Origin of the sequence: Streptomyces sp. NPDC006711, from assembly GCF_042869775.1 — a bacterium.
Lineage (GTDB): Bacteria > Actinomycetota > Actinomycetes > Streptomycetales > Streptomycetaceae > Streptomyces.
In genome coordinates this window covers 75,739-95,402 of the sequence record NZ_JBIAGO010000021.1, presented here as the reverse complement: position 1 = coordinate 95,402, position 19,664 = coordinate 75,739, and the positions used below count along the sequence as shown (strand labels likewise).

20 protein-coding genes are annotated in these 19,664 nt (G+C 71.6%); 8 read left to right on the top strand and 12 right to left on the bottom strand.

The window, feature by feature from the left end; all coding sequences use genetic code 11:
• The first annotated feature begins 27 nt into the window (after positions 1-27).
• From ACFYM2_RS30545 to ACFYM2_RS30535, 3 genes are all read left to right on the top strand, one after another.
• Complete coding sequence (locus ACFYM2_RS30545; protein ID WP_359006897.1) at positions 28-1,164, top strand: sn-glycerol-3-phosphate ABC transporter ATP-binding protein UgpC; 1,137 nt, start codon at positions 28-30, stop codon at positions 1,162-1,164.
• A gap of 248 nt (positions 1,165-1,412) precedes the next feature.
• Positions 1,413-1,823, top strand: coding sequence for a hypothetical protein (locus tag ACFYM2_RS30540; protein ID WP_359009138.1), 411 nt, complete (start codon positions 1,413-1,415; stop codon positions 1,821-1,823).
• A 33-nt stretch (positions 1,824-1,856) separates the two neighbouring features.
• The gene (locus ACFYM2_RS30535; protein WP_359009140.1) at positions 1,857-2,588 is read left to right on the top strand and encodes a nucleotidyltransferase family protein; all 732 of its coding nucleotides are present in this window, start codon (positions 1,857-1,859) and stop codon (positions 2,586-2,588) included.
• 310 nt (positions 2,589-2,898) lie between these two features.
• Here the strand turns inward: ACFYM2_RS30535 and ACFYM2_RS30530 are convergent, their stop codons facing one another.
• The 6 genes from ACFYM2_RS30530 to ACFYM2_RS30505 all read right to left on the bottom strand — a co-directional run bounded on the left by ACFYM2_RS30530 (position 2,899) and on the right by ACFYM2_RS30505 (position 9,168).
• Positions 2,899-4,428: a DoxX family protein gene (locus ACFYM2_RS30530; RefSeq protein WP_359003065.1), complete on the bottom strand. Its 1,530-nt coding sequence runs from the start codon at positions 4,426-4,428 to the stop codon at positions 2,899-2,901.
• Positions 4,429-4,503: 75 nt separating this feature from the next.
• Positions 4,504-5,460 (bottom strand): 23S rRNA (guanosine(2251)-2'-O)-methyltransferase RlmB, encoded by a 957-nt coding sequence (gene rlmB / locus ACFYM2_RS30525; RefSeq protein ID WP_350231768.1) that lies wholly within the window; start codon positions 5,458-5,460, stop codon positions 4,504-4,506.
• Positions 5,461-5,568: 108 nt separating this feature from the next.
• A complete protein-coding gene (cysS, locus tag ACFYM2_RS30520) occupies positions 5,569-6,966 on the bottom strand; it encodes a cysteine--tRNA ligase (RefSeq protein ID WP_388840721.1) in 1,398 nt (465 codons plus the stop codon).
• A 165-nt stretch (positions 6,967-7,131) separates the two neighbouring features.
• A complete protein-coding gene (gene ispF, locus ACFYM2_RS30515) occupies positions 7,132-7,647 on the bottom strand; it encodes a 2-C-methyl-D-erythritol 2,4-cyclodiphosphate synthase (protein WP_359003060.1) in 516 nt (171 codons plus the stop codon).
• Positions 7,637-8,374 (bottom strand): 2-C-methyl-D-erythritol 4-phosphate cytidylyltransferase, encoded by a 738-nt coding sequence (gene ispD, locus ACFYM2_RS30510; RefSeq protein WP_388461016.1) that lies wholly within the window; start codon positions 8,372-8,374, stop codon positions 7,637-7,639. The genes ispF and ispD overlap by 11 nt, the downstream gene beginning before the upstream one ends.
• 311 nt (positions 8,375-8,685) lie before the next feature.
• Entirely contained in the window at positions 8,686-9,168 is a 483-nt protein-coding gene (locus ACFYM2_RS30505) for a CarD family transcriptional regulator (protein ID WP_003953493.1), read from the bottom strand.
• Between the two features lie 620 nt (positions 9,169-9,788).
• On the opposite strand from ACFYM2_RS30505, the gene ACFYM2_RS30500 reads away from it, so the two are divergent.
• On the top strand, positions 9,789-10,457 hold the full coding sequence (locus ACFYM2_RS30500; RefSeq protein ID WP_350231764.1) for a DUF461 domain-containing protein: 669 nt from the start codon (positions 9,789-9,791) through the stop codon (positions 10,455-10,457).
• A gap of 206 nt (positions 10,458-10,663) precedes the next feature.
• On the opposite strand, the gene ACFYM2_RS30495 is transcribed toward ACFYM2_RS30500, so the two are convergent.
• Positions 10,664-11,344 (bottom strand): response regulator transcription factor, encoded by a 681-nt coding sequence (locus ACFYM2_RS30495; protein WP_267058550.1) that lies wholly within the window; start codon positions 11,342-11,344, stop codon positions 10,664-10,666.
• Entirely contained in the window at positions 11,341-12,618 is a 1,278-nt protein-coding gene (locus ACFYM2_RS30490; RefSeq protein ID WP_359003055.1) for an ATP-binding protein, read from the bottom strand. Before ACFYM2_RS30490 ends, ACFYM2_RS30495 begins: the two co-directional genes overlap by 4 nt.
• A gap of 304 nt (positions 12,619-12,922) precedes the next feature.
• On the opposite strand from ACFYM2_RS30490, the gene phoU reads away from it, so the two are divergent.
• Complete coding sequence (phoU, locus tag ACFYM2_RS30485) at positions 12,923-13,600, top strand: phosphate signaling complex protein PhoU (protein WP_359003053.1); 678 nt, start codon at positions 12,923-12,925, stop codon at positions 13,598-13,600.
• Between the two features lie 179 nt (positions 13,601-13,779).
• On the top strand, positions 13,780-13,938 hold the full coding sequence (locus tag ACFYM2_RS30480) for a hypothetical protein (RefSeq protein ID WP_359003051.1): 159 nt from the start codon (positions 13,780-13,782) through the stop codon (positions 13,936-13,938).
• Between the two features lie 83 nt (positions 13,939-14,021).
• Here the strand turns inward: ACFYM2_RS30480 and ACFYM2_RS30475 are convergent, their stop codons facing one another.
• Positions 14,022-14,441 carry a hypothetical protein gene (locus ACFYM2_RS30475; RefSeq protein ID WP_388461021.1) on the bottom strand — a complete coding sequence of 140 codons (420 nt, stop codon included), beginning with the start codon at positions 14,439-14,441 and terminating at the stop codon, positions 14,022-14,024.
• A gap of 375 nt (positions 14,442-14,816) precedes the next feature.
• Between ACFYM2_RS30475 and ACFYM2_RS30470 the strand changes: the two genes are divergently transcribed.
• Entirely contained in the window at positions 14,817-15,224 is a 408-nt protein-coding gene (locus tag ACFYM2_RS30470) for a GerW family sporulation protein (RefSeq protein WP_388840717.1), read from the top strand.
• Between the two features lie 93 nt (positions 15,225-15,317).
• On the opposite strand, the gene ACFYM2_RS30465 is transcribed toward ACFYM2_RS30470, so the two are convergent.
• A complete protein-coding gene (locus ACFYM2_RS30465; protein WP_388461025.1) occupies positions 15,318-16,079 on the bottom strand; it encodes a phosphoglyceromutase in 762 nt (253 codons plus the stop codon).
• Between the two features lie 224 nt (positions 16,080-16,303).
• On the opposite strand from ACFYM2_RS30465, the gene ACFYM2_RS30460 reads away from it, so the two are divergent.
• Complete coding sequence (locus tag ACFYM2_RS30460; RefSeq protein WP_388840714.1) at positions 16,304-17,614, top strand: MDR family MFS transporter; 1,311 nt, start codon at positions 16,304-16,306, stop codon at positions 17,612-17,614.
• Positions 17,615-17,692: 78 nt separating this feature from the next.
• Here ACFYM2_RS30460 and ACFYM2_RS30455 read toward each other — a convergent pair whose 3' ends face one another.
• Together ACFYM2_RS30455 and mshA are read right to left on the bottom strand one after the other, a co-directional pair.
• On the bottom strand, positions 17,693-18,181 hold the full coding sequence (locus tag ACFYM2_RS30455; protein WP_350231757.1) for a YbjN domain-containing protein: 489 nt from the start codon (positions 18,179-18,181) through the stop codon (positions 17,693-17,695).
• A gap of 61 nt (positions 18,182-18,242) precedes the next feature.
• Complete coding sequence (gene mshA / locus ACFYM2_RS30450; protein ID WP_388461029.1) at positions 18,243-19,586, bottom strand: D-inositol-3-phosphate glycosyltransferase; 1,344 nt, start codon at positions 19,584-19,586, stop codon at positions 18,243-18,245.
• Between the last annotated feature and the right edge of the window lie 78 nt (positions 19,587-19,664).

The following is a 19,664-nucleotide window of genomic DNA, read 5'->3' as shown; positions in this document are numbered from 1 at the left end:
TCCTGCCGGTGAAGGGACACATCAGTCATGGCCACTGTCACGTTCGACAAGGCGACCCGGATCTACCCGGGCTCCACCAAGCCCGCCGTCGACGGGCTGGAGATCGCGATCGAGGACGGCGAATTCCTCGTCCTCGTCGGCCCCTCCGGCTGCGGAAAGTCCACCTCCCTGCGCATGCTCGCGGGCCTGGAGGACGTCAACGGCGGAGCCATCCGCATCGGCGAGCGTGACGTCACGCACCTGCCGCCCAAGGACCGGGACATCGCGATGGTGTTCCAGAACTACGCGCTGTACCCGCACATGACGGTCGCCGACAACATGGGCTTCGCGCTCAAGATCGCCGGCGTGAACAAGGCGGAGATCCGCAAGAAGGTGGAGGAGGCGGCGAAGATCCTCGACCTCTCCGAGTACCTGGACCGCAAGCCCAAGGCGCTCTCCGGCGGTCAGCGCCAGCGCGTGGCGATGGGCCGCGCCATCGTGCGCGAGCCGCAGGTCTTCCTCATGGACGAGCCGCTGTCCAACCTCGACGCCAAGCTCCGCGTCTCCACGCGTACGCAGATCGCCTCGCTCCAGCGCCGCCTCGGCATCACCACCGTGTACGTCACGCACGACCAGGTCGAGGCCATGACGATGGGCGACCGCGTGGCCGTCCTCAAGGACGGGCTGCTCCAGCAGGTCGACTCGCCGCGCAACATGTACGACCGCCCGGCCAACCTGTTCGTCGCCGGCTTCATCGGCTCGCCCGCGATGAACCTGGTCGAGGTCCCGATCACCGACGGCGGCGTGAAGTTCGGCAACAGCGTGGTGCCGGTCAGCCGTGAGGCGCTGAGCGCGGCGGCCGACCGGGGCGACCGTACGGTCACCGTCGGCGTGCGCCCCGAGCACTTCGACATCGTCGAGCAGGGCGGCGCCGCCGCCAAGTCCCTCACCAAGGAGTCCGCCGAGGCCCCGGCCGGCCTCGCCGTCACCGTCAACGTCGTCGAGGAACTGGGCGCCGACGGCTATGTGTACGGTTCCGCCGAGGTCGGCGGCGAGACGAAGGACCTCGTGGTCCGCGTGGACGGCCGTTCGGTGCCGGAGAAGGGCACACAGCTCCACGTCGTCCCGCGTCCGGGTGAGATCCACGTGTTCTCCACCTCCACGGGCGAGCGCCTTACAGACTGAACCGGCAGACTGATACCGGCAGACTGATCACCGGTACGCGGCCGCCACCAAGGGGTCTCCGGTCGAGCGGCCCCGCACGCGCGTGCGGGGCCGCCGCCGTTCTCCGGACGGGTGTCGACAAATACCCCGGCACATCGGGCAATTCGAATGGTGTTCGTCAACACGCCTCTGAGAAAACGGCGGCGAACCGTCCCCCGACAGAGTGACTAAATGTCGCCAAATCATCACTCCCCGCTACGCTCGCCTCCGTGACGCACACAGCCCGCCGAATCGGCCGAACCCTCGCCCTCGTCCTGCCCGTCGTCCTCGTGCTCTCCGGCACGCTCGCGGTCACCCGGGTCAACTGGGCAGGCAGCAACGGATCCCAGATCCTCACCGCCTCCTCCGAGAACGTCTCCGTACGCGCCAAGTCCCGCGCCCCGCAGGACGTACTGCGGGACGCGCTCCTGACCGAGCTCCAGGAGAAGGACCCCGGCACCGCCCTGACCCACCTCCAGCGCGAGGTCGAGCACCGCCCCTCGCTCGCCCGGCACTGCATGTCGATCGCCCGCGCGCTCGGCAGGGCCGCCGTGGAGCACTACGGCCCCGTCAAGGCCCAGACGTACTCCCGCCCCGTCTGCGACACCTCCTTCGCCGCCGGCGTGGCCCAGGAGCGGTGACGTCCCCCTGCGGGGACGCCTATCGTTCACCGCATGACTGCGCGCACCACCGCGACATTTCCGACACAGGCCGTGATCCTGGCGGGCGGCCAGGGCTCACGACTCCGTCCGTACACCGACGACCGCCCCAAGCCGATGGTCGAGATCCCGGGCACCGGGGTCCCGATCATCGGCCATCAGCTTGCCTGGCTGGCCGCCGAGGGCGTCACTGACGCCGTCGTCTCCTGCGGCCACCTCGCCGACGTCCTGAAGGACTGGCTGGCCACGGCCGAACTTCCCCTGCGGGTCACCACGGTCGTCGAGGACGAACCGCTGGGCCGTGGCGGCGGCCTCAAGTACGCGGCAGCCTCGCTGCCCCACCCCGACCGGCCCTGGTACGCCACCAACGGCGACATCTGGACGCGCTTCTCCCTGCGCGAGATGGCCTCCTTCCACGGCGAACGCGACGCGACCGCCACGCTGGCCCTGGCCCGCCCCCGCATCCCCTGGGGCGCCGTCGAGACCGACGCCTTCGGCCACATCACCGACTTCATCGAGTCGCCGCCCTCGCCGTACCTCATCAACGCGGGCGTGTACGTCTTCTCCGCGGCCTTCACCGCGATGCTGCCGGACGTCGGCGACCACGAGCGCACCACGTTCCCCCGGCTCGCCCGCGAGCGGCGCCTCGCCGGGTTCCCGCTGCCCCACGGGGCGTACTGGCGGGCCATCGACACGGCGAAGGACCTCACGGAGGCCGCCAAGGAGCTGTCGGCACACCGCGCCTGACATCCTGGCCGACCCCGACCCGCCAGGGGCGCGGGGAACCGCGCGCCCAGCCACCCACGGCTCGCGGGCGGGATCGGGCGGGGCGGCGGCACGGCGAAGGGGGCCGGGGTGTTCCGGCCCCCTCTTCCGTGGGCGGGGTTCGGGGTTAGGGGGTGTCTGGTGGATCAGGGTCGGTCAGGGCGCGGCGTCTGGTGCGGTGCATCGCAAGGCGCCGGAGCGTCTCGATAGCGGAGCTATCGGGGCGATTCGGCAACGCCGCGAGGTGCCGTGCCAGACGCCGCGCCCCCGGCCATGGTCCACCAGACACCCCCTAGCCCAGCAACCCCCCGATCGGGTTGCGGTTGCCGTGGCCGCCGCCCGCGCCGCCACCGCCGCCCGTGCTTCCCGTGCCGCCCGTCGAACCCGTGCCGCCGGTCGACGTCGGGCCCGCGCTGGTGGACGGCGGGGCCTTCGGCGTGGTGCGGTGGTGCGAGGGGGCAAGGCCACCGGTGCCGGCGGAATGGCTCGGCTGGCCCGTGGTGCCCGCCGTGACGGTCTGGTGCGCCTTCGGCTTCTTGGACGCCGAAGGGGAGGAGCTGGGCGACGTCTTCGCCTTGGGCGAGGGCTTGACGGCCTTCGGCGTCGTCCGGGGGGCGAGCGCGGGGCCCGTCTCGCTCGGCAGCGGGGTGCCGGGCAGGTAGTTGGTCGGGTCGTCGTCGGGACCCGGCACGGTCACCACGGTGGTGGAGCGGACCGCGCCGCCGAGCAGCGCGCCGGTCGTCAGGGTCAGGCCGACCACGACGGTCGTCATGACCAGACCGCGCCGCAGCACCCTGCGCCGCAGCTCCCACAGTTCGGAGCGCGGGCCCAGCCTGCGCCAGGCCTCACCCGCCAGGCGCGCGTCCAGCGAGTACACCGGGGCGCCCGCGATGATCAGCGGGGACCAGGCGGCGAGCAGGATGATGTCGGGCGCGTCGTTGGCCCGTACCGTCTGCCAGCTCACCGTCACGAGCAGGGCCGCCGAGAGCAGCGCGCCGAACACGGCGGCCACCCGCTGCCACAGGCCGAGCATCGTCAGTACGCCGACGACGACTTGGAGGAAGGCCACCGTCAGCCCGGCCCCCACGGGGTGCGAGAGCGCGAAGTCGCGCAGGGGCTCGGCGAGCGCCCAAGGGTGCATCGAGTGCAGCCACTTGACCATCGAGCCGCGCTCGCCGCCGTCGAAGTACACCGGGTCGCACAGCTTGCCCATGCCGGCGTACACGGAGATGAAACCGAGGAAGACGCGCAGCGGGAGCAGCACGACGCCGAGGTTCATCCGGCGGCCCGGGTAGTAGGCGTGGCGGACCGGCTCGGTGCCGCGCCGCTTGGCGGGCGAGCCGTCGTCCGCGTCGCCTTCGAACTCCTCGCGTTCGTCGAACGCGTCGAAGTCCTCGAACTGGCCGCGCCGGTACGGCTGTTGGCCGTAGGGCGTGCGCATCTGCGGGAGGAGCGCGGTCTCCGGACCCGGGCCGGATCCGGGGACCAGCGGCGTCGGCATCGTGTCGTCGACGGCGACGCGCGGGATGGTCTGCGTCGCGCCGGTGTCATAGCCCGCGCCGGCGCCGCCGGCGGAGGTGGCGCGGACGGCCTGGAGCAGTCCGCTCGCCCCCGGCGCCGACTTCCCGCTCCACACCACGGGCGCCCTGCGGCGCACCGCGGTGCTCGAAATGATGGGCTTCGGCCGCGACTTGGGCGCAAGCTGCACCCGGAAACTCGCGTGGTTGACGATGACCTGCGCGGGGTCGCAGTCCACCTTGGCCATGCTCAGGGCAGGCTGGTCGTCGAACCCGGGCCGGGGCGTTCTGGTGTCCACACTCATCTAACCGAGTGATGGGTGCTTAGGACACTGCTTGACGGGCCCGAATCTGTCCGAGACCCGTCAAGATCACCCAGCTCAGGCGCGTCGGCGGGCCGCCTCGTAGAGCACGATGCCCGCCGCGACACCCGCGTTGAGGGATTCGGCGCCGCCCGGCATCGAGATCCGCACCCGGTAGTCGCAGGTCTCGCCGACGAGCCGGCCAAGCCCCTTGCCCTCGCTGCCGATCACGATGACGACGGGCCCGCCGATCTGGTCCAGCTCCTCGACCGTGTGCTCGCCGTCGGCGGCGAGGCCCACGATCGTGAGGCCTTCCTTCTTGTACGCCTCAAGGGCGCGCGTCAGGTTGGTGACCCGCGAGACCGGCGTACGCGCCGCGGTGCCCGCAGAGGACTTCCAGGCGCCCGCCGTCATGCCGGCCGCGCGCCGCTCGGGCACGACCACGCCGTGGCCGCCGAACGCGGACGTGGAGCGGACGATGGCGCCCAGGTTGCGCGGGTCGGTCACGCCGTCCAGGGCGACGATCAGCGGGTCCTCGCCGTTGTCGTACGCGAAGGCCGTGAGGTCCTGCGGGTCCGCGTACTCGTACGGCGGGACCTGGAGGACCAGGCCCTGGTGGTTGAGCCCGTTGGTCATGCGGTCCAGCTCGACGCGCGGGGCCTCCATCAGGTTGATGTTGCCGCGCTCACCGGCGAGCTGGAGCGCCTCGCGCACGCGCTCGTCGTTGTCGATGTACTGCTGGACGTAGAGCGTGGTGGCGGGCACGCCGTCGCGCAGCGCCTCGAAGACCGGGTTGCGGCCCACGACCATCTCGGACGTGCCCTTGACGCCGCCGCGCCGGGGCGCGGGGCGGCGGGTCGCGGCCTGCTTGGCCTTGGCGGTCGCGATGCGGTTCTTCTTGTGCTTCTTGCGGTCCTCGGCCTTGGGAGTGGGGCCCTTGCCCTCCAGGCCACGGCGCCGCTGGCCTCCGCTGCCGACCGTGGCGCCCTTCTTGTTGGACGTGCGGCGGTTCCTGCGCTGGCTGTTCCCGGCCATGACCTACCTATTTCCTCAGTGAATCCGCGATCCACATGCGGATGCAGACCGTGTACGTACGTATATGAAGTGTGCCGCCCGATCGCCCGGGCGGCACATCGCGAGCGCTCAGCGCGGGCCGAGGGTCCAGCGGGGGCCGCTGGGGCTGTCCTCGATGACCAGGCCCGACTGGGTCAGCTGGTCGCGGATCGCGTCCGCGGTCGCCCAGTCCTTGCGGGTCCTTGCGGCCTCGCGCTGCTCAAGGACGAGGCGTACGAGCGTGTCGACGGCCCCGTGCAGGTCGTCGCCCCGGTCGCTCTCCTCGGCCCACTGCGGGTCGAGCGGGTCGAGGCCGAGCACGCCGAGCATGGCCCGCACCTCGGCCAGGCGCTGGGTGGCCGCTTCCTTGTCGTCGGCGGCCAGCGCGCTGTTGCCCTGGCGCACGGTGGTGTGGACGATCGCGAGGGCCCCGGGCACGCCGAGGTCGTCGTCCATCGCCTCCGCGAAGGCCGGCGGCACCTCGGCGGCGGGCTCGACGACGCCCCCCGCCTTCTCCACCACGCGCTGGATGAACCCCTCGATGCGCGCGAACGCCGACTCGGCCTCGCGCAGGGCTTCCTCGCTGTACTCGATCATCGAGCGGTAGTGCGGGGTGCCCAGGTAGTAGCGCAGCACGATCGGGCGCCAGCGCTTGACCATCTCGGAGACGAGCACGCTGTTGCCGAGCGACTTCGACATCTTCTCGCCGGACATCGTCACCCAGGCGTTGTGCGCCCAGTACGAGGCGAAGGCGTCGCCGAAGGCCTGGGCCTGGGCGATCTCGTTCTCGTGGTGCGGGAAGATCAGGTCGATGCCGCCGCCGTGGATGTCGAAGGCGCTGCCCAGGTACTTGTGGGCCATCGCCGAGCACTCCAGGTGCCAGCCGGGCCGGCCGCGCCCCCACGGCGTCTCCCAGTCGGGCTCGCCCGGCTTGGACGCCTTCCACATCGCGAAGTCCCGCGGGTCGCGCTTGCCCGCGACGCCCTCGTCGGGCTGGCGCAGGTCGTCGACGTCCTGGTTGGAGAGCTGGAGGTAGCCGGGGAAGGAGCGCACGTCGAAGTAGACGCTGCCGTCCGCCTCGTAGGCGTGGCCGCGCTCGATGAGGCCGCGCATCATCTCGATCATCTCGGTGATGTGGCCGGTTGCGCGCGGCTCGTAGGTGGGCGGCAGGCAGCCGAGCGCGGTGTAGCCGTCGTTGAAGGCCCGCTCGTTCTCGTACCCGATCGACCACCACGGGCGGCCCTGCTCGGCCGCCTTCTTGATGATCTTGTCGTCGATGTCGGTGACGTTGCGGATGAACGTGACGTCGTAACCGCGGTAGGTGAACCAGCGGCGCATGATGTCGAAGTTGAGCCCCGAGCGGATGTGGCCGATGTGCGGGGCCGCCTGGACGGTGGCGCCACACAGGTAGATCGAGACACAACCCTGCGTGAGCGGGACGAAGTCACGAATCTGCCGGGCGCTGGTGTCGTACAGGCGAATGGTCACCTCACCAGGGTAGTGGCCCGATAGCAGTGCCCCGCGACCCTTTGCGGGGCTCGGGGCACACAATTTGACGACTGTTGGGCGTCGGCGCCGCCGGACGATCTTCGTCGTCGGCCGTGACGGTCACCCCTGGGCGCCGGGGCCCGATCGGCCGGGCGCCGCCCGCCCCTACGGCGCCCGGTACACCAGCGCCGTGGCCACCGCCGCGAGCCCTTCGGCGCGGCCGGTCAGGCCGAGGCCGTCGGTGGTGGTCCCGGACACCGCGACCGGCGCGCCGGCGGCCGCCGAGAGCGCCTTCTGCGCCTCCTCGCGCCGCTTGCCGATCTTCGGGCGTACGCCGATGACCTGCACCGCGATGTTGCCGATCTCGAATCCCTCGGCGCGCACGATCCGCGCGGCCTCCGCGAGCAGGGCGGTGCCCGACGCGCCGGACCACTCGGGGCGGTCGGTGCCGAAGTGGGCGCCGAGGTCGCCGATGCCGGCCGCCGAGAAGATCGCGTCGCAGGCCGCGTGGGCGGCGACGTCGCCGTCGGAGTGGCCGGCCAGGCCGTACGCGGTGTCCTGGGGGCCGTCCCAGAGCAGCCCGGCGCACCACAGCTCACGCCCGCGCTCGAAGGCGTGGACGTCGGTGCCGATGCCGACCAGCGGGATCAGGGGCGCGGACGCGGGGTGCTCAGAAGCCATCGTTGGCCCTCCGTCGTGCGAGTACGGCTTCGGCGAGGACGAGGTCCAGCGGCCGGGTCACCTTGAACGCCTCTTCGTGCCCTGGCACCACCACGACCGTAAGACCCAGCTGCTCGATCATGCCGGCGTCGTCGGTGACGGGGCCGGTGACCGTCTCGTGGGCGCGTACGAGCGTGTCGTGGTCGAAGCCCTGCGGCGTCTGCACCGCGCGCAGCCTGGCCCGCTCGGGGGTCGCCACGACCGGCTCGGGCGAGCCGTCCTCGCTCGGCTCGACCTGCTTGACGGTGTCGGCGAGCGGCAGCGCGGGCACCACGGCGGGCGCGCCGTCGCGTACGGCCTCGATCACCGCGTCCACGGTGTCGACGGGGACCAGCGGGCGGGCCGCGTCGTGGACCAGGACGGCGTCGAAGCCGGGCGGCAGCGCGTCGAGGCCGAGCTTCACGGACTCCTGGCGGCTCGCACCGCCGGGCACCACGAGGAAGTCCGTCCGGTCGGGCAGGGCGTGCTCGGCCAGGAGGTTCTTCACCTCGGTGGCGCCGTCCGGCGGGGCCACCACCACGACGAGCGAGACGGCGCGCGAGGCGGCCATCGCCCGGACGGCGTGCACGAGCATGGGCGTCCCGCTCAGCGTCCGCAGCGCCTTGGGGGCGCCCGGGCCGAGCCGTACGCCGCGTCCGGCCGCTGGAACCACCGCGGCCGCGCGGAAGGGGCGCGATTCGTCAGACAAGGTTTGTGTCCTCAAACGACGTGGGTATGGCCTGGGGGTACCCCCTGCTTCCGGAGCGGGGAAGTGCGTGCGCGAGGCCCTGACCGGCCCTTCCGTGACGACTGGTCAGGCAGGCGCCCAGGGATTCGCGAACCGGGGGGTACGACCCGGGGCGCGGGGCACCCGGGGGATATGAACATGCGGGGATACGAACATGCCGCAGCGCCCGGCGACACAGCGATTCTCTCTGCTGGTCAGCGGGCACCGCGGCAATGCCGGGCATCCGGGGCGCGCCCCGGAATCAGGGCCTGTCCCGGACAGGCCCAGCGGCGTCAGGACGCGAGGACCTCGTCGAGCAGGGCCTCGGCCTTGTCTTCGTTGGTGTTCTCCGCGAGGGCCAGCTCGCTCACCAGGATCTGGCGCGCCTTGGCGAGCATGCGCTTCTCACCCGCGGACAGTCCGCGCTCGCGCTCACGACGCCACAGGTCACGCACCACTTCGGCGACCTTGATGACATCGCCGGAGGCGAGCTTCTCCAGGTTCGCCTTGTAACGACGGGACCAGTTCGTGGGCTCCTCCGCGTACGGCGCGCGCAGCACCTCGAAGACCCGGTCCAGCCCGTCCTGCCCAACTACATCGCGAACGCCGACGAACTCCGCATTGTCAGCGGGCACGCGCACAGTCAAGTCGCCCTGGGCGACCTTGAGCACCAAGTAGGTCTTGTCCACGCCTTTGATCTGGCGAGTTTCGATAGCCTCGATCAGCGCGGCCCCGTGATGGGGATAGACCACGGTGTCGCCAACCTTGAACGTCATGTGACAGGTACCCCTTCCGTGGCTATCCAGGGTAACACGGAAACGGCGTCTTCTGAATGGCGTTTTCGCAGGTCAGGGCATATCTCGGGGCTTGACAACAGCGCCAGGAACGTGCTGCGCAGGGCTTGTGGAGGGCGGTATTCGCAGGTCGGAGCGGCTGCGAAGGAGCTGTGAAACACCCGCGCCGGGCGCCCGTGAAGACGCCTCCGACATGCCGAACGTCCCGTTTTGTCGGGTTCCGGACGGTGAACTTCATCTACTCCGTTCGGCGCTCGTTCACCCGTTCGGCTGAGCGCCATTCATTCTGCTCATTACCCGAATTGATCAACGAACGGTCCGGCCGGACCCTCTCGCGGATTTTCCGTAAGGAATGTGTGGCGGCGCCGGGAATTGATCACGCGCCACTATGCGAACGGCGCCCGAAAGGAGGGCCGGCGCGCGTGATCCACTCAAGTTGGCCGGGCCCGTCGTCCGTAGGGGCGGGTCGGGTGCGGGGCGGGTGGGGCGGCTCGGTAATCTAGGCCCGCTGACACACCCTTAGCCGGCCCTCAGGCATGCGGCCGGCTGACCCGTAGCCCCGTCCGAAGCCCGTCTCGTACGTCCAAGGAGTTGCCGCCGCCGTGAGCCGCAGCCTTCGACGCGGCGCCCTCGCCGCTTCTGCCATCGCGTTCTCGCTCGCTTCCCTCTCCGCCTGCGCGGCGGGCAACGGGGCGCAGACGCTCGGAGTCAAGGCGGACAACGCCTACGTCACCGTCGGCGACATCAAGGTCCAGAACGCGACGGTCGTCACCCAGCCGAAGCCCGACGCCGAGGGCCCGGCCGTCGTCGCCGCGACGCTGTTCAACAACGGCAAGGACCCGCAGACCCTGGACTCCGTCCAGGTCGGCAGCGCCACCGTCAAGCTCTCCCCCGGCAAGGGCACGGGTCCCATCACCGTCCCCGCGCACGGCTCGGTCGTGCTCGGCGGCAAGGGCAACGCCTCCGCGGTCATCGACAACGGCCGCGAGGCCGCCAAGAACGGCGACGCGCAGAAGGTCACCTTCCAGTTCAGCCAGACCGGCGCCGTGAGCCTGGCCGCCTACGTGGTCCCGGCCACCAGCTACTTCGAGGGTGTCGGCCCCAGCGAGCTCCCGAAGCCCAAGACCTCCGCCTCGGGCACGCCGTCGGGCGCCCCCTCGGGCACCCCGTCCGGCGCGGCCACGCCGAACACGCCGGGCGTCGGCGGCAGCAGCGGCAAGCCCGCGGGCTCCGGCGCGGCGACGCACAGCGCCACCACCACCGGGCACTGACCGGACCCGACCGGACACCGGCCGGACACCATCCGGATCTGACCGGATCTGTCCGGACACCGGCCGGCCCCGGACGGCCCCGGACGCGCGAGGGGCCGGGCAGTACCCCCGGGACAACGCGTGAAGGGCGCCCCACCGACCGCGGTGAGGCGCCCTTCACGCATCTGCGAGCGGCGTGGGCGGCCCCTGACACGAGGCCACGCGGCCTACGGCTCGAACTTGTACCCGAGGCCGCGGACCGTGACCAGATAGCGCGGCGCGCCCGGGTCCGGCTCGATCTTGGCGCGCAGGCGCTTGACGTGGACGTCGAGGGTCTTGGTGTCGCCCACGTAGTCCGCGCCCCACACCCGGTCGATGAGCTGCATGCGCGTCAGCACGCGGCCCGCGTTGCGCAGCAGCATCTCCAGGAGGTCGAACTCCTTCAGCGGCAGGTCGACCTTGGCGCCGGAGACGGTGACCACGTGCCGGTCGACGTCCATCCGGACCAGGCCCGCCTCAAGGGCCGCCGGGGTGACCTCCTCCGGTTCGCCGCGGCGGCGCAGGACGGCGCGGATGCGGGCCACCAGCTCGCGCGAGGAGAACGGCTTGGTGACGTAGTCGTCCGCGCCTATCTCAAGGCCCACGACCTTGTCGATCTCGCTGTCCTTGGCCGTCACCATGATGACCGGCACGTTGGAGCGGCCGCGCAGCTGGCGGCAGACCTCGGTGCCGGGCAGCCCCGGCAGCATCAGGTCGAGCAGCACGAGGTCGGCGCCGTTGCGCTCGAACTCGTCAAGGCCGTCGGGCCCGGTGGCCGCCACCGCGACCTCGAAGCCCTCCTTGCGGAGCATGTAGGACAGGGCGTCGCTGAAGGATTCCTCATCCTCGACGACGAGCACTCGGGTCACGGAAGGACCTCCGGGGCAGGAACTATGGCTTGGGAAACAGGCACAGCGGAACTGAAGGTCTCGTACGGAACGTCGTCGTCCTCGTCGACCGTGACCGGGTCGCGCCGGGAGGCGCGGTCCCGAACGGCGCCGGCTTCCGGCAGCCGCAGGGTGAAGGTGGAGCCCTGTCCCTCGGAGCTCCACACCGTGACCTCCCCGCCGTGCGAGGCGGCCACGTGTTTGACGATGGCGAGCCCGAGGCCCGTGCCGCCGGTGGCGCGGGAGCGGGCCGGGTCGACCCGGTAGAAGCGCTCGAAGACGCGCTCGCGGTCCTTCTCGGAGATCCCTATGCCCTGGTCGGTCACGGCGATCTCGATCATGTCACCCCCGGGCGCCGCGATGCGCCGGGCGGCGATGCCGACCCGGGTCCTGGCCGGCGAGTAGTTCACGGCGTTCTCGACGAGGTTGCCGAGCGCGGCCGCGAGCTGGCCCCGGTTGCCCCAGACATGCAGGTCGGCGGTGCCGCCGGCGGCCATGGTGATCTGCTTGGTGGACGCGGGGTGGCGCGAGCGGTCCATGGCCTCGGCGACGAGCTCGTCCACGCGGACCGGCTCGGCGTCCTCAAGGGGGTCGTCGTTCTGGACCCGGGAGAGGTCGATGAGCTCCTGGACGAGGTTGGTCAGCCGGGTCGCCTCGATCTGCATCCGGCCGGCGAAGCGGGTGACCGCCTCGGGGTCGTCCGACGCGTCCATCACGGCTTCGGAGAGCAGCGAGAGCGCCCCCGTGGGGGTCTTGAGCTCATGGCTGACGTTGGCCACGAAGTCACGCCGTACGGCCTCGATGCGGCGGGCCTCCGTCAAGTCCTCCACCAGGAGCAGCACGAGGCGGGAGCCGAGCGGGGCGACCCGGGCGGAGACCGCGAGGGCTTCGCCCCGGCCGGTGCCGCGCCGGGGCAGGTCGAGCTCGACCTGCCGTATCTCGCCGTCGCGCCGGGTGTCGCGCGCCATGTGCAGCATGGGCTCGACGGCCAGCTTGCCGCCCCTGACCAGGCCGAGCGCGTACGCCGCCGAGCTGGCCTTGACCACCGAATCGCCCTCGTCGAGCACGACGGCGGACGAGCGCAGCACGGACAGGACGGTGTCCACGCCCGGGGGCAGGACCGCGTCGGTGTGCAGCGACGACCGGGTGGGCCGGGCCTGGTCCCGCTCGCTCCAGCGGAACGCCAGCATGGCGATCACGCCGGTGCACACCCCGGCGATCGCTGCCAATGCGGCGACCGCCGCGTTCACGTCCATGCGTCCAGGTTATGCGGCTCCACTGACACTCTCCCAGCCAAAAGTGCGCCTGCTCGAACGTTCGTCGCCCAGAGTTCACCGAGGTGACGGGGACGGTTCACTTCTTGTGGCCGAACCGGACGCGTACGGAACGGACCGTGGGAACGTGAGGGTCACAGGCTCCCCTCCCCCGGCCCCGGAGACCGTCGAGGCCCGCTGAGACCCACCGAGATCCGCCGAGAACCGCTGAGACCCGCCGAGAACCGCTGAGACCCGTCGAGACCACCCCTGCGAACCCCTGAGAACCCTTGAGAGAGGCACACCCATGCGTGACGCGTACCACGAGGAACTTGACTCGATCGGCGAGGGCCTGGTCGAGATGGCCCGGCTCGTCGGGTCGGCGATCGGGCGCGCCACCACGGCCATGCTCGACGCGGACCTGAAGCTCGCCGAGAACGTGATCGCCGCCGACCAGAAGGTCGACGACCTCCAGCACGACCTGGAGGCCCGCGCCATAGCCCTGCTCGCGCGCCAGCAGCCGGTCGCCACCGACCTGCGCATCGTCGTGACCTCGCTGCGGATGAGCGCCGACCTGGAGCGCGCCGGCGACCTCGCCCAGCACGTGGCCAAGCTGACCCGGCTGCGCTACCCCGAGCGTGCCGTCCCCAACGACCTGCACGCCACCATCCTGGAGATGGGCCAGCTCGCCCAGCGCCTGATGGCCAAGGCCGCCGAGGTCATCATCACCAAGGACGTCGACCTGGCCCTCCAACTGGAGCAGGACGACGACGAGATGGACCTGCTGCACCGCACGCTCTTCCAGCACCTGATGGACGACCGTTGGAAGCACGGCATCGAGACCGCCGTGGACGTGACGCTGCTGGGCCGCTACTACGAGCGGTACGCGGACCACGCGGTGTCGGTCGCCAAGCGCGTCGTCTACCTGGTCACCGGCGAACACGCCGACGAGCTCCAGTCCCCCACGCAGGGCGAGAGCGCCTGACCGGCGCCCGGCCGGTGGGGCGCGCGGGGCGGACGTACGGGACGGGCGCACGGGGCGGGCGTGAGGGGCGCGCGGTACCGCGCCCCAACTCGGCTGCGCGCATGCGCCGTTGATGCGCCCGCCTTCGTGGGCATGCAATGGGGGAAGGCCCGTTGTTCTGCCTACCCCGGGAGGGACCCATGACCGCATCACCCGCGAGCGAACCACGGCAGGACGCACCCGTCACACCCGTCGAAGTGGCCCGGCTGCCCCTGGCCGGCGCCTGCGGCTGCGGTTCGAGCTGCGGCTGCGGCTGCCAGTCGGGGGCGCCCTGCCAGTGCGGCGGCTGCTCCGGCTGATCCTGGCGCGCGAGGGGGCCCCGTCGATGCCGGCGGGGCCCCTTCGGTGTGCCGCGCTCAGCGCGACGGGCGCTCGGGGCCGGTCACTTGACGGTCACGGTGACCGTCGGCGAGGTGCCGTTGTCGGCCTTGACGCGCAGTTCCTGCTTGCCCTTGTCGTTGAGCTTGGCGTCGAAGGAGTAGCTGCTGCCCTTCTTGACGGTGGTGCCGGCCTGAAGGGTCGTCCACTTGCTGCCCTTCTTGTGCTGGAGCACCAGCTTGCTGCCTATGGGCATGCCCTTGGTGCGTCCCGTGAACGTCACCTTGCCACCGGCCTTCACCGAGCCGGGCGTGGCCTTCACGGTGATGGATCCGGTCGCCTTGGTGGCGGACACGGACGGGCTGGGCTTGGCGCTGGTACCGGCCGAGGCGACGGCGTCGGTGCCACCGGCGACCAGCAGGACGGCGGACAGCGCACCGGCGGCGGACACCCGGGCGCAGCGGCTGAGCAGGGTGGTTTTCACGTCGAACTCCTGTCGTGGCGAACCCCCCGGACCGAGGTGCGATGCGCCGGGACGAGACGGAAGGGGATGCCCGCCACCGACGACACGCGCCTACGAGGCTATCCAGGTCCCGCCTGGTCCGCGACCGGAGCGGATGCGCACGGCTACGGCGAGTAAGCGGCACCAGTACGCCGGCAGGAACGGAACCCGCTCTACGACTTCTCCCGCCCCGCCCCGTGACCGCGCGGCCCGGGCGACCATGGAACGCGCAAGCGCCACCGCCCGCCCACCACCATGCGCACGCCATCGCCGTCCCGGCCGCACCCGCCGGCGTTACCGCCGAGCCCGCCGCCGTACCTGCCATACCCCCCGTCCCCGCCGCACCGGAGGTTCCCGATGTCCAGCCCCGCCACACCGAGCCGGCCCGCCCGCACCGTCGAGCCCGTCCTGGGGGACGAAGCGGCCCCGGCCCCTCCGGTACGCCTGGCCGATCACCTCGGCAGCCGGGCCTCGGCGTCGGCCGTCTGCGGCGAACCGGTCACCGTGGACGGCACGACCGTCATCCCGGTCGCGGACATCGGTTTCGCGTTCACCGGGGGCGTGGGTTCCGCGGCGGCCCGGAGCGAAGGAACGGCCGGAGGCGGCGCCCGCCTGCGCGGCTACCTCCAGATCAAGAACGGCACCGTCACGTACACACCCCTACGGCCTTCCTGGCTGGACATCGCCGTCCCCCTGGCCGCCCTGCTGGCAGGAGCCGCCACCCCCACCCTCATACGCCGCCTCACCAGACACCGCCCCGGCTGACCAACCCCGGCCGGCCAGCGGCCCCGCGCACAAAAACGCCTCCCGCCCGCGCTGTTCACGCGGACGGGAGGCGTGGCCGGAAAGGCGGGAGGGCTACTTCTTCTTGCCCTGGTTCTTCACGGCCTCGATCGCGGCCGCCGCCGCGTCCGGGTCCAGGTAGGTGCCGCCCGGCTTGACCGGCTTGAAGTCGGCGTCCAGTTCGTACACCAGCGGGATGCCGGTCGGGATGTTCAGGCCCGCGATGTCGGCGTCGGAGATGCCGTCGAGGTGCTTGACCAGGGCGCGCAGCGAGTTGCCGTGGGCGGCGACCAGGACCGTGCGGCCCGCCAGCAGGTCCGGGACGATGCCGTCGTACCAGTACGGCAGCATGCGCGTGACGACGTCCTTCAGGCACTCGGTCTGCGGGCGCAGCTCCGGCGGGATCGTCGCGTAGCGGGCGTCGTCGCTCTGCGAGAACTCCGTGCCGTCCTCGAGCGGCGGCGGCGGGGTGTCGTAGGAGCGGCGCCACAGCATGAACTGCTCCTCGCCGAACTCGGCGAGCGTCTGCGCCTTGTCCTTGCCCTGGAGCGCGCCGTAGTGCCGCTCGTTCAGGCGCCAGCTGCGGTGCACCGGGATCCAGTGGCGGTCCGCGGACTCCAGCGCGAGCTGGGCGGTGCGGATGGCGCGCTTCTGGAGGGAGGTGTGCAGCACGTCGGGGAGCAGGCCGGCGTCCTTGAGCAGCTCACCGCCGCGCGCCGCCTCCTTCTCGCCCTTCGGCGTGAGGTTGACGTCCACCCACCCGGTGAACAGGTTCTTCTCGTTCCACTCGCTCTCGCCGTGGCGGAGCAGGATCAGCTTGTACGGTGCGTCGGCCATGCGTCCGAGCCTAATCGACGCCCCGGGGCCGTCGCGCGCGCGGGACCGAGGCCGGGGAGGCGTCTCGATTGACGGACGCCGTCAATTCAGTGGCCCCTCCAAGCGGCTCCCTTGTAACTTGCGATCGTCCAGCGCACCGCTTACACAGCACCGCTTGCACAGCACCGTTCACGCGGCAGCGCTTGCACAGCACAGGTCGCACGCACAGTTCCGGGGGAAGCCGCATGTCCGTAGCCAGTCTGAGACGCGCCGCACGAGAATCCGTCTCCGGGCTGCCCCCGGCGTTCTGGTGGCTGTGGACCAGCACCCTGATCAACCGCCTCGGGGCGTTCGTCGCCACCTTCATGGCGCTCTACCTCACCCTCGACCGCGGCTACTCGGCCTCCTACGCGGGTCTCGTCGCCTCCCTGCACGGGCTCGGCGGGGTCGTGTCGTCCATCGGCGCGGGCATCATGACCGACCGCGTCGGCCGCCGCCCCACCCTCGTCATCGCCCAGACCTCGACGGCCTTCGCGGTCGCGCTGCTCGGCTTCATGACCGACCCGGTCGCGATCGCGGGGGTCGCCTTCCTCGTCGGCATGGCGAGCAACGCCTCCCGTCCGGCCGTGCAGGCGATGATGGCGGACATCGTCAAGCCCGAGGACCGCGTCCGCGCGTTCTCCCTCAACTACTGGGCGATCAACATGGGTTTCGCGGTCTCCTCCATGACCGCCGGCTTCATCGCGCAGTACAGCTACCTGGCCGGCTTCCTCGGCGAGGCGACGCTGACCCTGGTCTGCGCGGTCGTGGTGTTCCTCAAGCTGCCGGAGTCGCGTCCGCAGCGCAGCGCCGTGGAGCGGGCGGCGGAGCCGGAGATCGGCATGGGTACGGTGCTGCGGGACGGCCGCTTCATGGGTGTGGTCGGCCTGTCCTTCCTCATCTCCCTTATTTTCCAGCAGGGTTACGTGGGTCTGCCGGTCGCGATGGGCACGGACGGCTTCTCCAGCTCCGACTTCGGCCTGGCCATCGCCGTCAACGGCGTCCTCATCGTCGCGGTGCAGATCCCCCTCACCCGCTACCTCCAGCACCGCGACCCGCGCCGTCTGCTGATCCTCTCGTCGCTGCTCGCGGGGTACGGCTTCGGCCTGACGGCGTTCGCGGGCTCGGTCGCGGTGTACGCCCTGACGATCTGCGTCTGGACCGTGGCCGAGATCGTCAACGCCCCGACCCAGACCGGCCTGATCGTCCGCCTCTCCCCCCTCCACGGCCGGGGCCGCTACCAGGGCGTCTACACGATGTCCTGGTCGGTGGCGGCCCTGGTCGCCCCGCTCATGTCGGGTTACGTCATCGACCACTTCGGGGCGCAGTGGCTGTGGGGCGCGTGCGCGGTGCTGGGCACGGTGGCGGCGGGGGGCTACTGGGCCCTGATGCGGGGGCTGCCTCCGCAGGCTCCGGCGGCCCCGGCGGCTGCGGCGGCTGCGGCGCCGGTCGCGAGTAAACCGGCGGCCGCTCCGGCGGGCGCGCCGGTGGAGGGGTGCGCGGGGTCGGTGGCCTGAGGGCCGAGGGGACCTGGGGCGGACCCACGAGGGGCCGGGCCTCCCGGGCCGTTCGAGGACGGGCGAGGGCGAACCCCCTCAGCCCGTCTCCCCCGTGAGCCGCCCGAACGCCTCGAGGTTCCGCGTCGATTCGCCCCGCGACACCCGCCAGGCGTACTCCCGCCGGATGGCGGACGCGAAGCCCAGTTCGAGCAGCGTGTTGAAGGACCCGTCCGCCTCCTCAAGGACCACCCCGAGCAGCCGGTCGAGCTCGTCCGGGGTGACCGAGGACAGCGGAAGCTTGCCCGCCAGGTACACGTCCCCGAGCTGGTCGATCGCGTAACTCACCCCGTACAGACGGAGGTTGCGCTCAAGCAGCCAGCGGTGGACGGCCGGTTCGTTCTCGTCGGGGTGGCGCACCACGAAGGCGTTGACGGAGAGGGAGTGCCGTCCGACCCGCAGCGAGCAGGTCGTGGAGAGCTTGCGCGTGCCGGGCAGCGTCACCACGTACGCGCCGGGCCCGGGGGACTCCCACGAGAGCTCCGCGTCCTTGAGAGCCGCTTCGATGACCTGCCGCACGTCAGCCATGCCGCGAGCCTACGCGAACCCCGCGTGCCCGAGCCGGGCAGGGCGCACGCGTGCGCCGGTCTCACCCGTGGTGCGACCGCACCCGCCGCCGGTGCTCCTGCGTCGCCGCCGCGTACACGTCCGCCGTGGCCGACGCGGCCGTGTCCCACCCGAAGGACCGCGCGTGCCGGGCGGCCGCGTCGCCCATGCGCCCCACCAGCGCGGGGTCGGCCGCGAACCGGTGCAGCGCGGCCGCGTAGTCCTTGGGGTCGTGGCCCCGCACCAAGAACCCCGTCGAGCCGTCCCGCACCGCCACGGGCAGGCCACCGACCGAGGCCGCCACCACCGGCGTGCCCGCCGCCTGCGCCTCGATGGCGACCAGGCCGAACGATTCGCTGTAGGACGGCATGACCAGGACGGACGCCGCTCGGAACCAGTCCGCGAGCCGGTCCTGGCCGACGGGCGGTTTGAACCGTACGACGTCGCAGATGCCGAGCTTGGCCGCCAGTTTCTGCAACCCCTCCGGCTTCGCGAGGCCACTGCCGGACGGTCCACCGACGATCGGCACGATCATGCGGGAGCGCAGCGAGGGGTCGAGGTCGAGGAGTTCGGCCGCCGCCCGCAGCAGGATGTCGGGCGCCTTGAGCGGCTGTATGCGGCCCGCGAAGAGCGGAATGAAGGCGTCCTGGGGCAGCCCGAGCCGGTCGCGCGCCGCGCTCCTGCCGTCGGCCGGACGGAAGCGGTCGAGGTTCACGCCGGGGTGGACGACGGCGACCTTGCCGGGGTCGGCGTCGTAGAAGCGGACGAGTTCGTCGGCCTCCTCGGCGGTGTTGGCGATCAGCCGGTCCGCCGCGTCGACGATCTGCGTCTCACCGATGACCCGCGCGGCCGGCTCGGGGGTGTCGCCCTCGGCGAGCGCCGCGTTCTTGACCTTGGCCATGGTGTGCATGGCGTGCACCAGGGGCACGCCCCAGCGCTGCGCGGCCAGCCAGCCGACGTGCCCGGAGAGCCAGTAGTGGGAGTGGACCAGGTCGTAGTAGCCGGGTCTGTGGCGCGCCCAGGCCTGCATCACGCCGTGCGTGAAGGCACAGAGCTGGGCGGGCAGCTCCTCCTTGGCCAGGCCTTCGTAGGGGCCCGCGTCGACGTGCCGGACCAGCACACCGGGCGCCATCTCCACGGTGGGCGCGAGGCCGCCCGCGGTGGCCCGGGTGAAGATCTCGACCTCGATGTTGATCGCGGCGAGGCGCTTGGCGAGCTCGACGATGTACACGTTCATGCCGCCCGCGTCCCCCGTGCCCGGCTGGTGCAGCGGGGAGGTGTGCACGCTGAGCATGGCGACGCGGCGCGGCTTGCGGTGGCCGCCGGGCAGCCGGAGCCGTGGCTGCCCCGCCAGGGTGCCGGCGAACCGGGACACGTACTGGCTCACGTCGGGGCCCTCCTCGGCTCGGGGCACTGCCTTCGGTCGCGGAGCGGGCAGCGGACACGCCCCTCCAAAGCCCCGAAC

Coding starts and splice junctions, on each gene's coding strand:
- ACFYM2_RS30505 (WP_003953493.1), bottom strand. CDS start 9,168: ATGACGTTCAAGGTTGGCGACACCGTGGTCTATCCCCATCACGGGGCC.
- ACFYM2_RS30480 (WP_359003051.1), top strand. CDS start 13,780: ATGACCGCATCACCCGCGAGCGAACCACGGCAGGACGCACCCGTCACA.
- ACFYM2_RS30470 (WP_388840717.1), top strand. CDS start 14,817: ATGTCCAGCCCCGCCACACCGAGCCGGCCCGCCCGCACCGTCGAGCCC.
- rlmB (WP_350231768.1), bottom strand. CDS start 5,460: ATGGCCGGGAACAGCCAGCGCAGGAACCGCCGCACGTCCAACAAGAAG.
- ACFYM2_RS30460 (WP_388840714.1), top strand. CDS start 16,304: ATGTCCGTAGCCAGTCTGAGACGCGCCGCACGAGAATCCGTCTCCGGG.
- ACFYM2_RS30455 (WP_350231757.1), bottom strand. CDS start 18,181: ATGGCTGACGTGCGGCAGGTCATCGAAGCGGCTCTCAAGGACGCGGAG.
- ACFYM2_RS30490 (WP_359003055.1), bottom strand. CDS start 12,618: ATGGACGTGAACGCGGCGGTCGCCGCATTGGCAGCGATCGCCGGGGTG.
- ACFYM2_RS30465 (WP_388461025.1), bottom strand. CDS start 16,079: ATGGCCGACGCACCGTACAAGCTGATCCTGCTCCGCCACGGCGAGAGC.
- ispF (WP_359003060.1), bottom strand. CDS start 7,647: ATGGCTTCTGAGCACCCCGCGTCCGCGCCCCTGATCCCGCTGGTCGGC.
- ACFYM2_RS30535 (WP_359009140.1), top strand. CDS start 1,857: ATGACTGCGCGCACCACCGCGACATTTCCGACACAGGCCGTGATCCTG.
- phoU (WP_359003053.1), top strand. CDS start 12,923: ATGCGTGACGCGTACCACGAGGAACTTGACTCGATCGGCGAGGGCCTG.
- ACFYM2_RS30545 (WP_359006897.1), top strand. CDS start 28: ATGGCCACTGTCACGTTCGACAAGGCGACCCGGATCTACCCGGGCTCC.
- ACFYM2_RS30530 (WP_359003065.1), bottom strand. CDS start 4,428: ATGAGTGTGGACACCAGAACGCCCCGGCCCGGGTTCGACGACCAGCCT.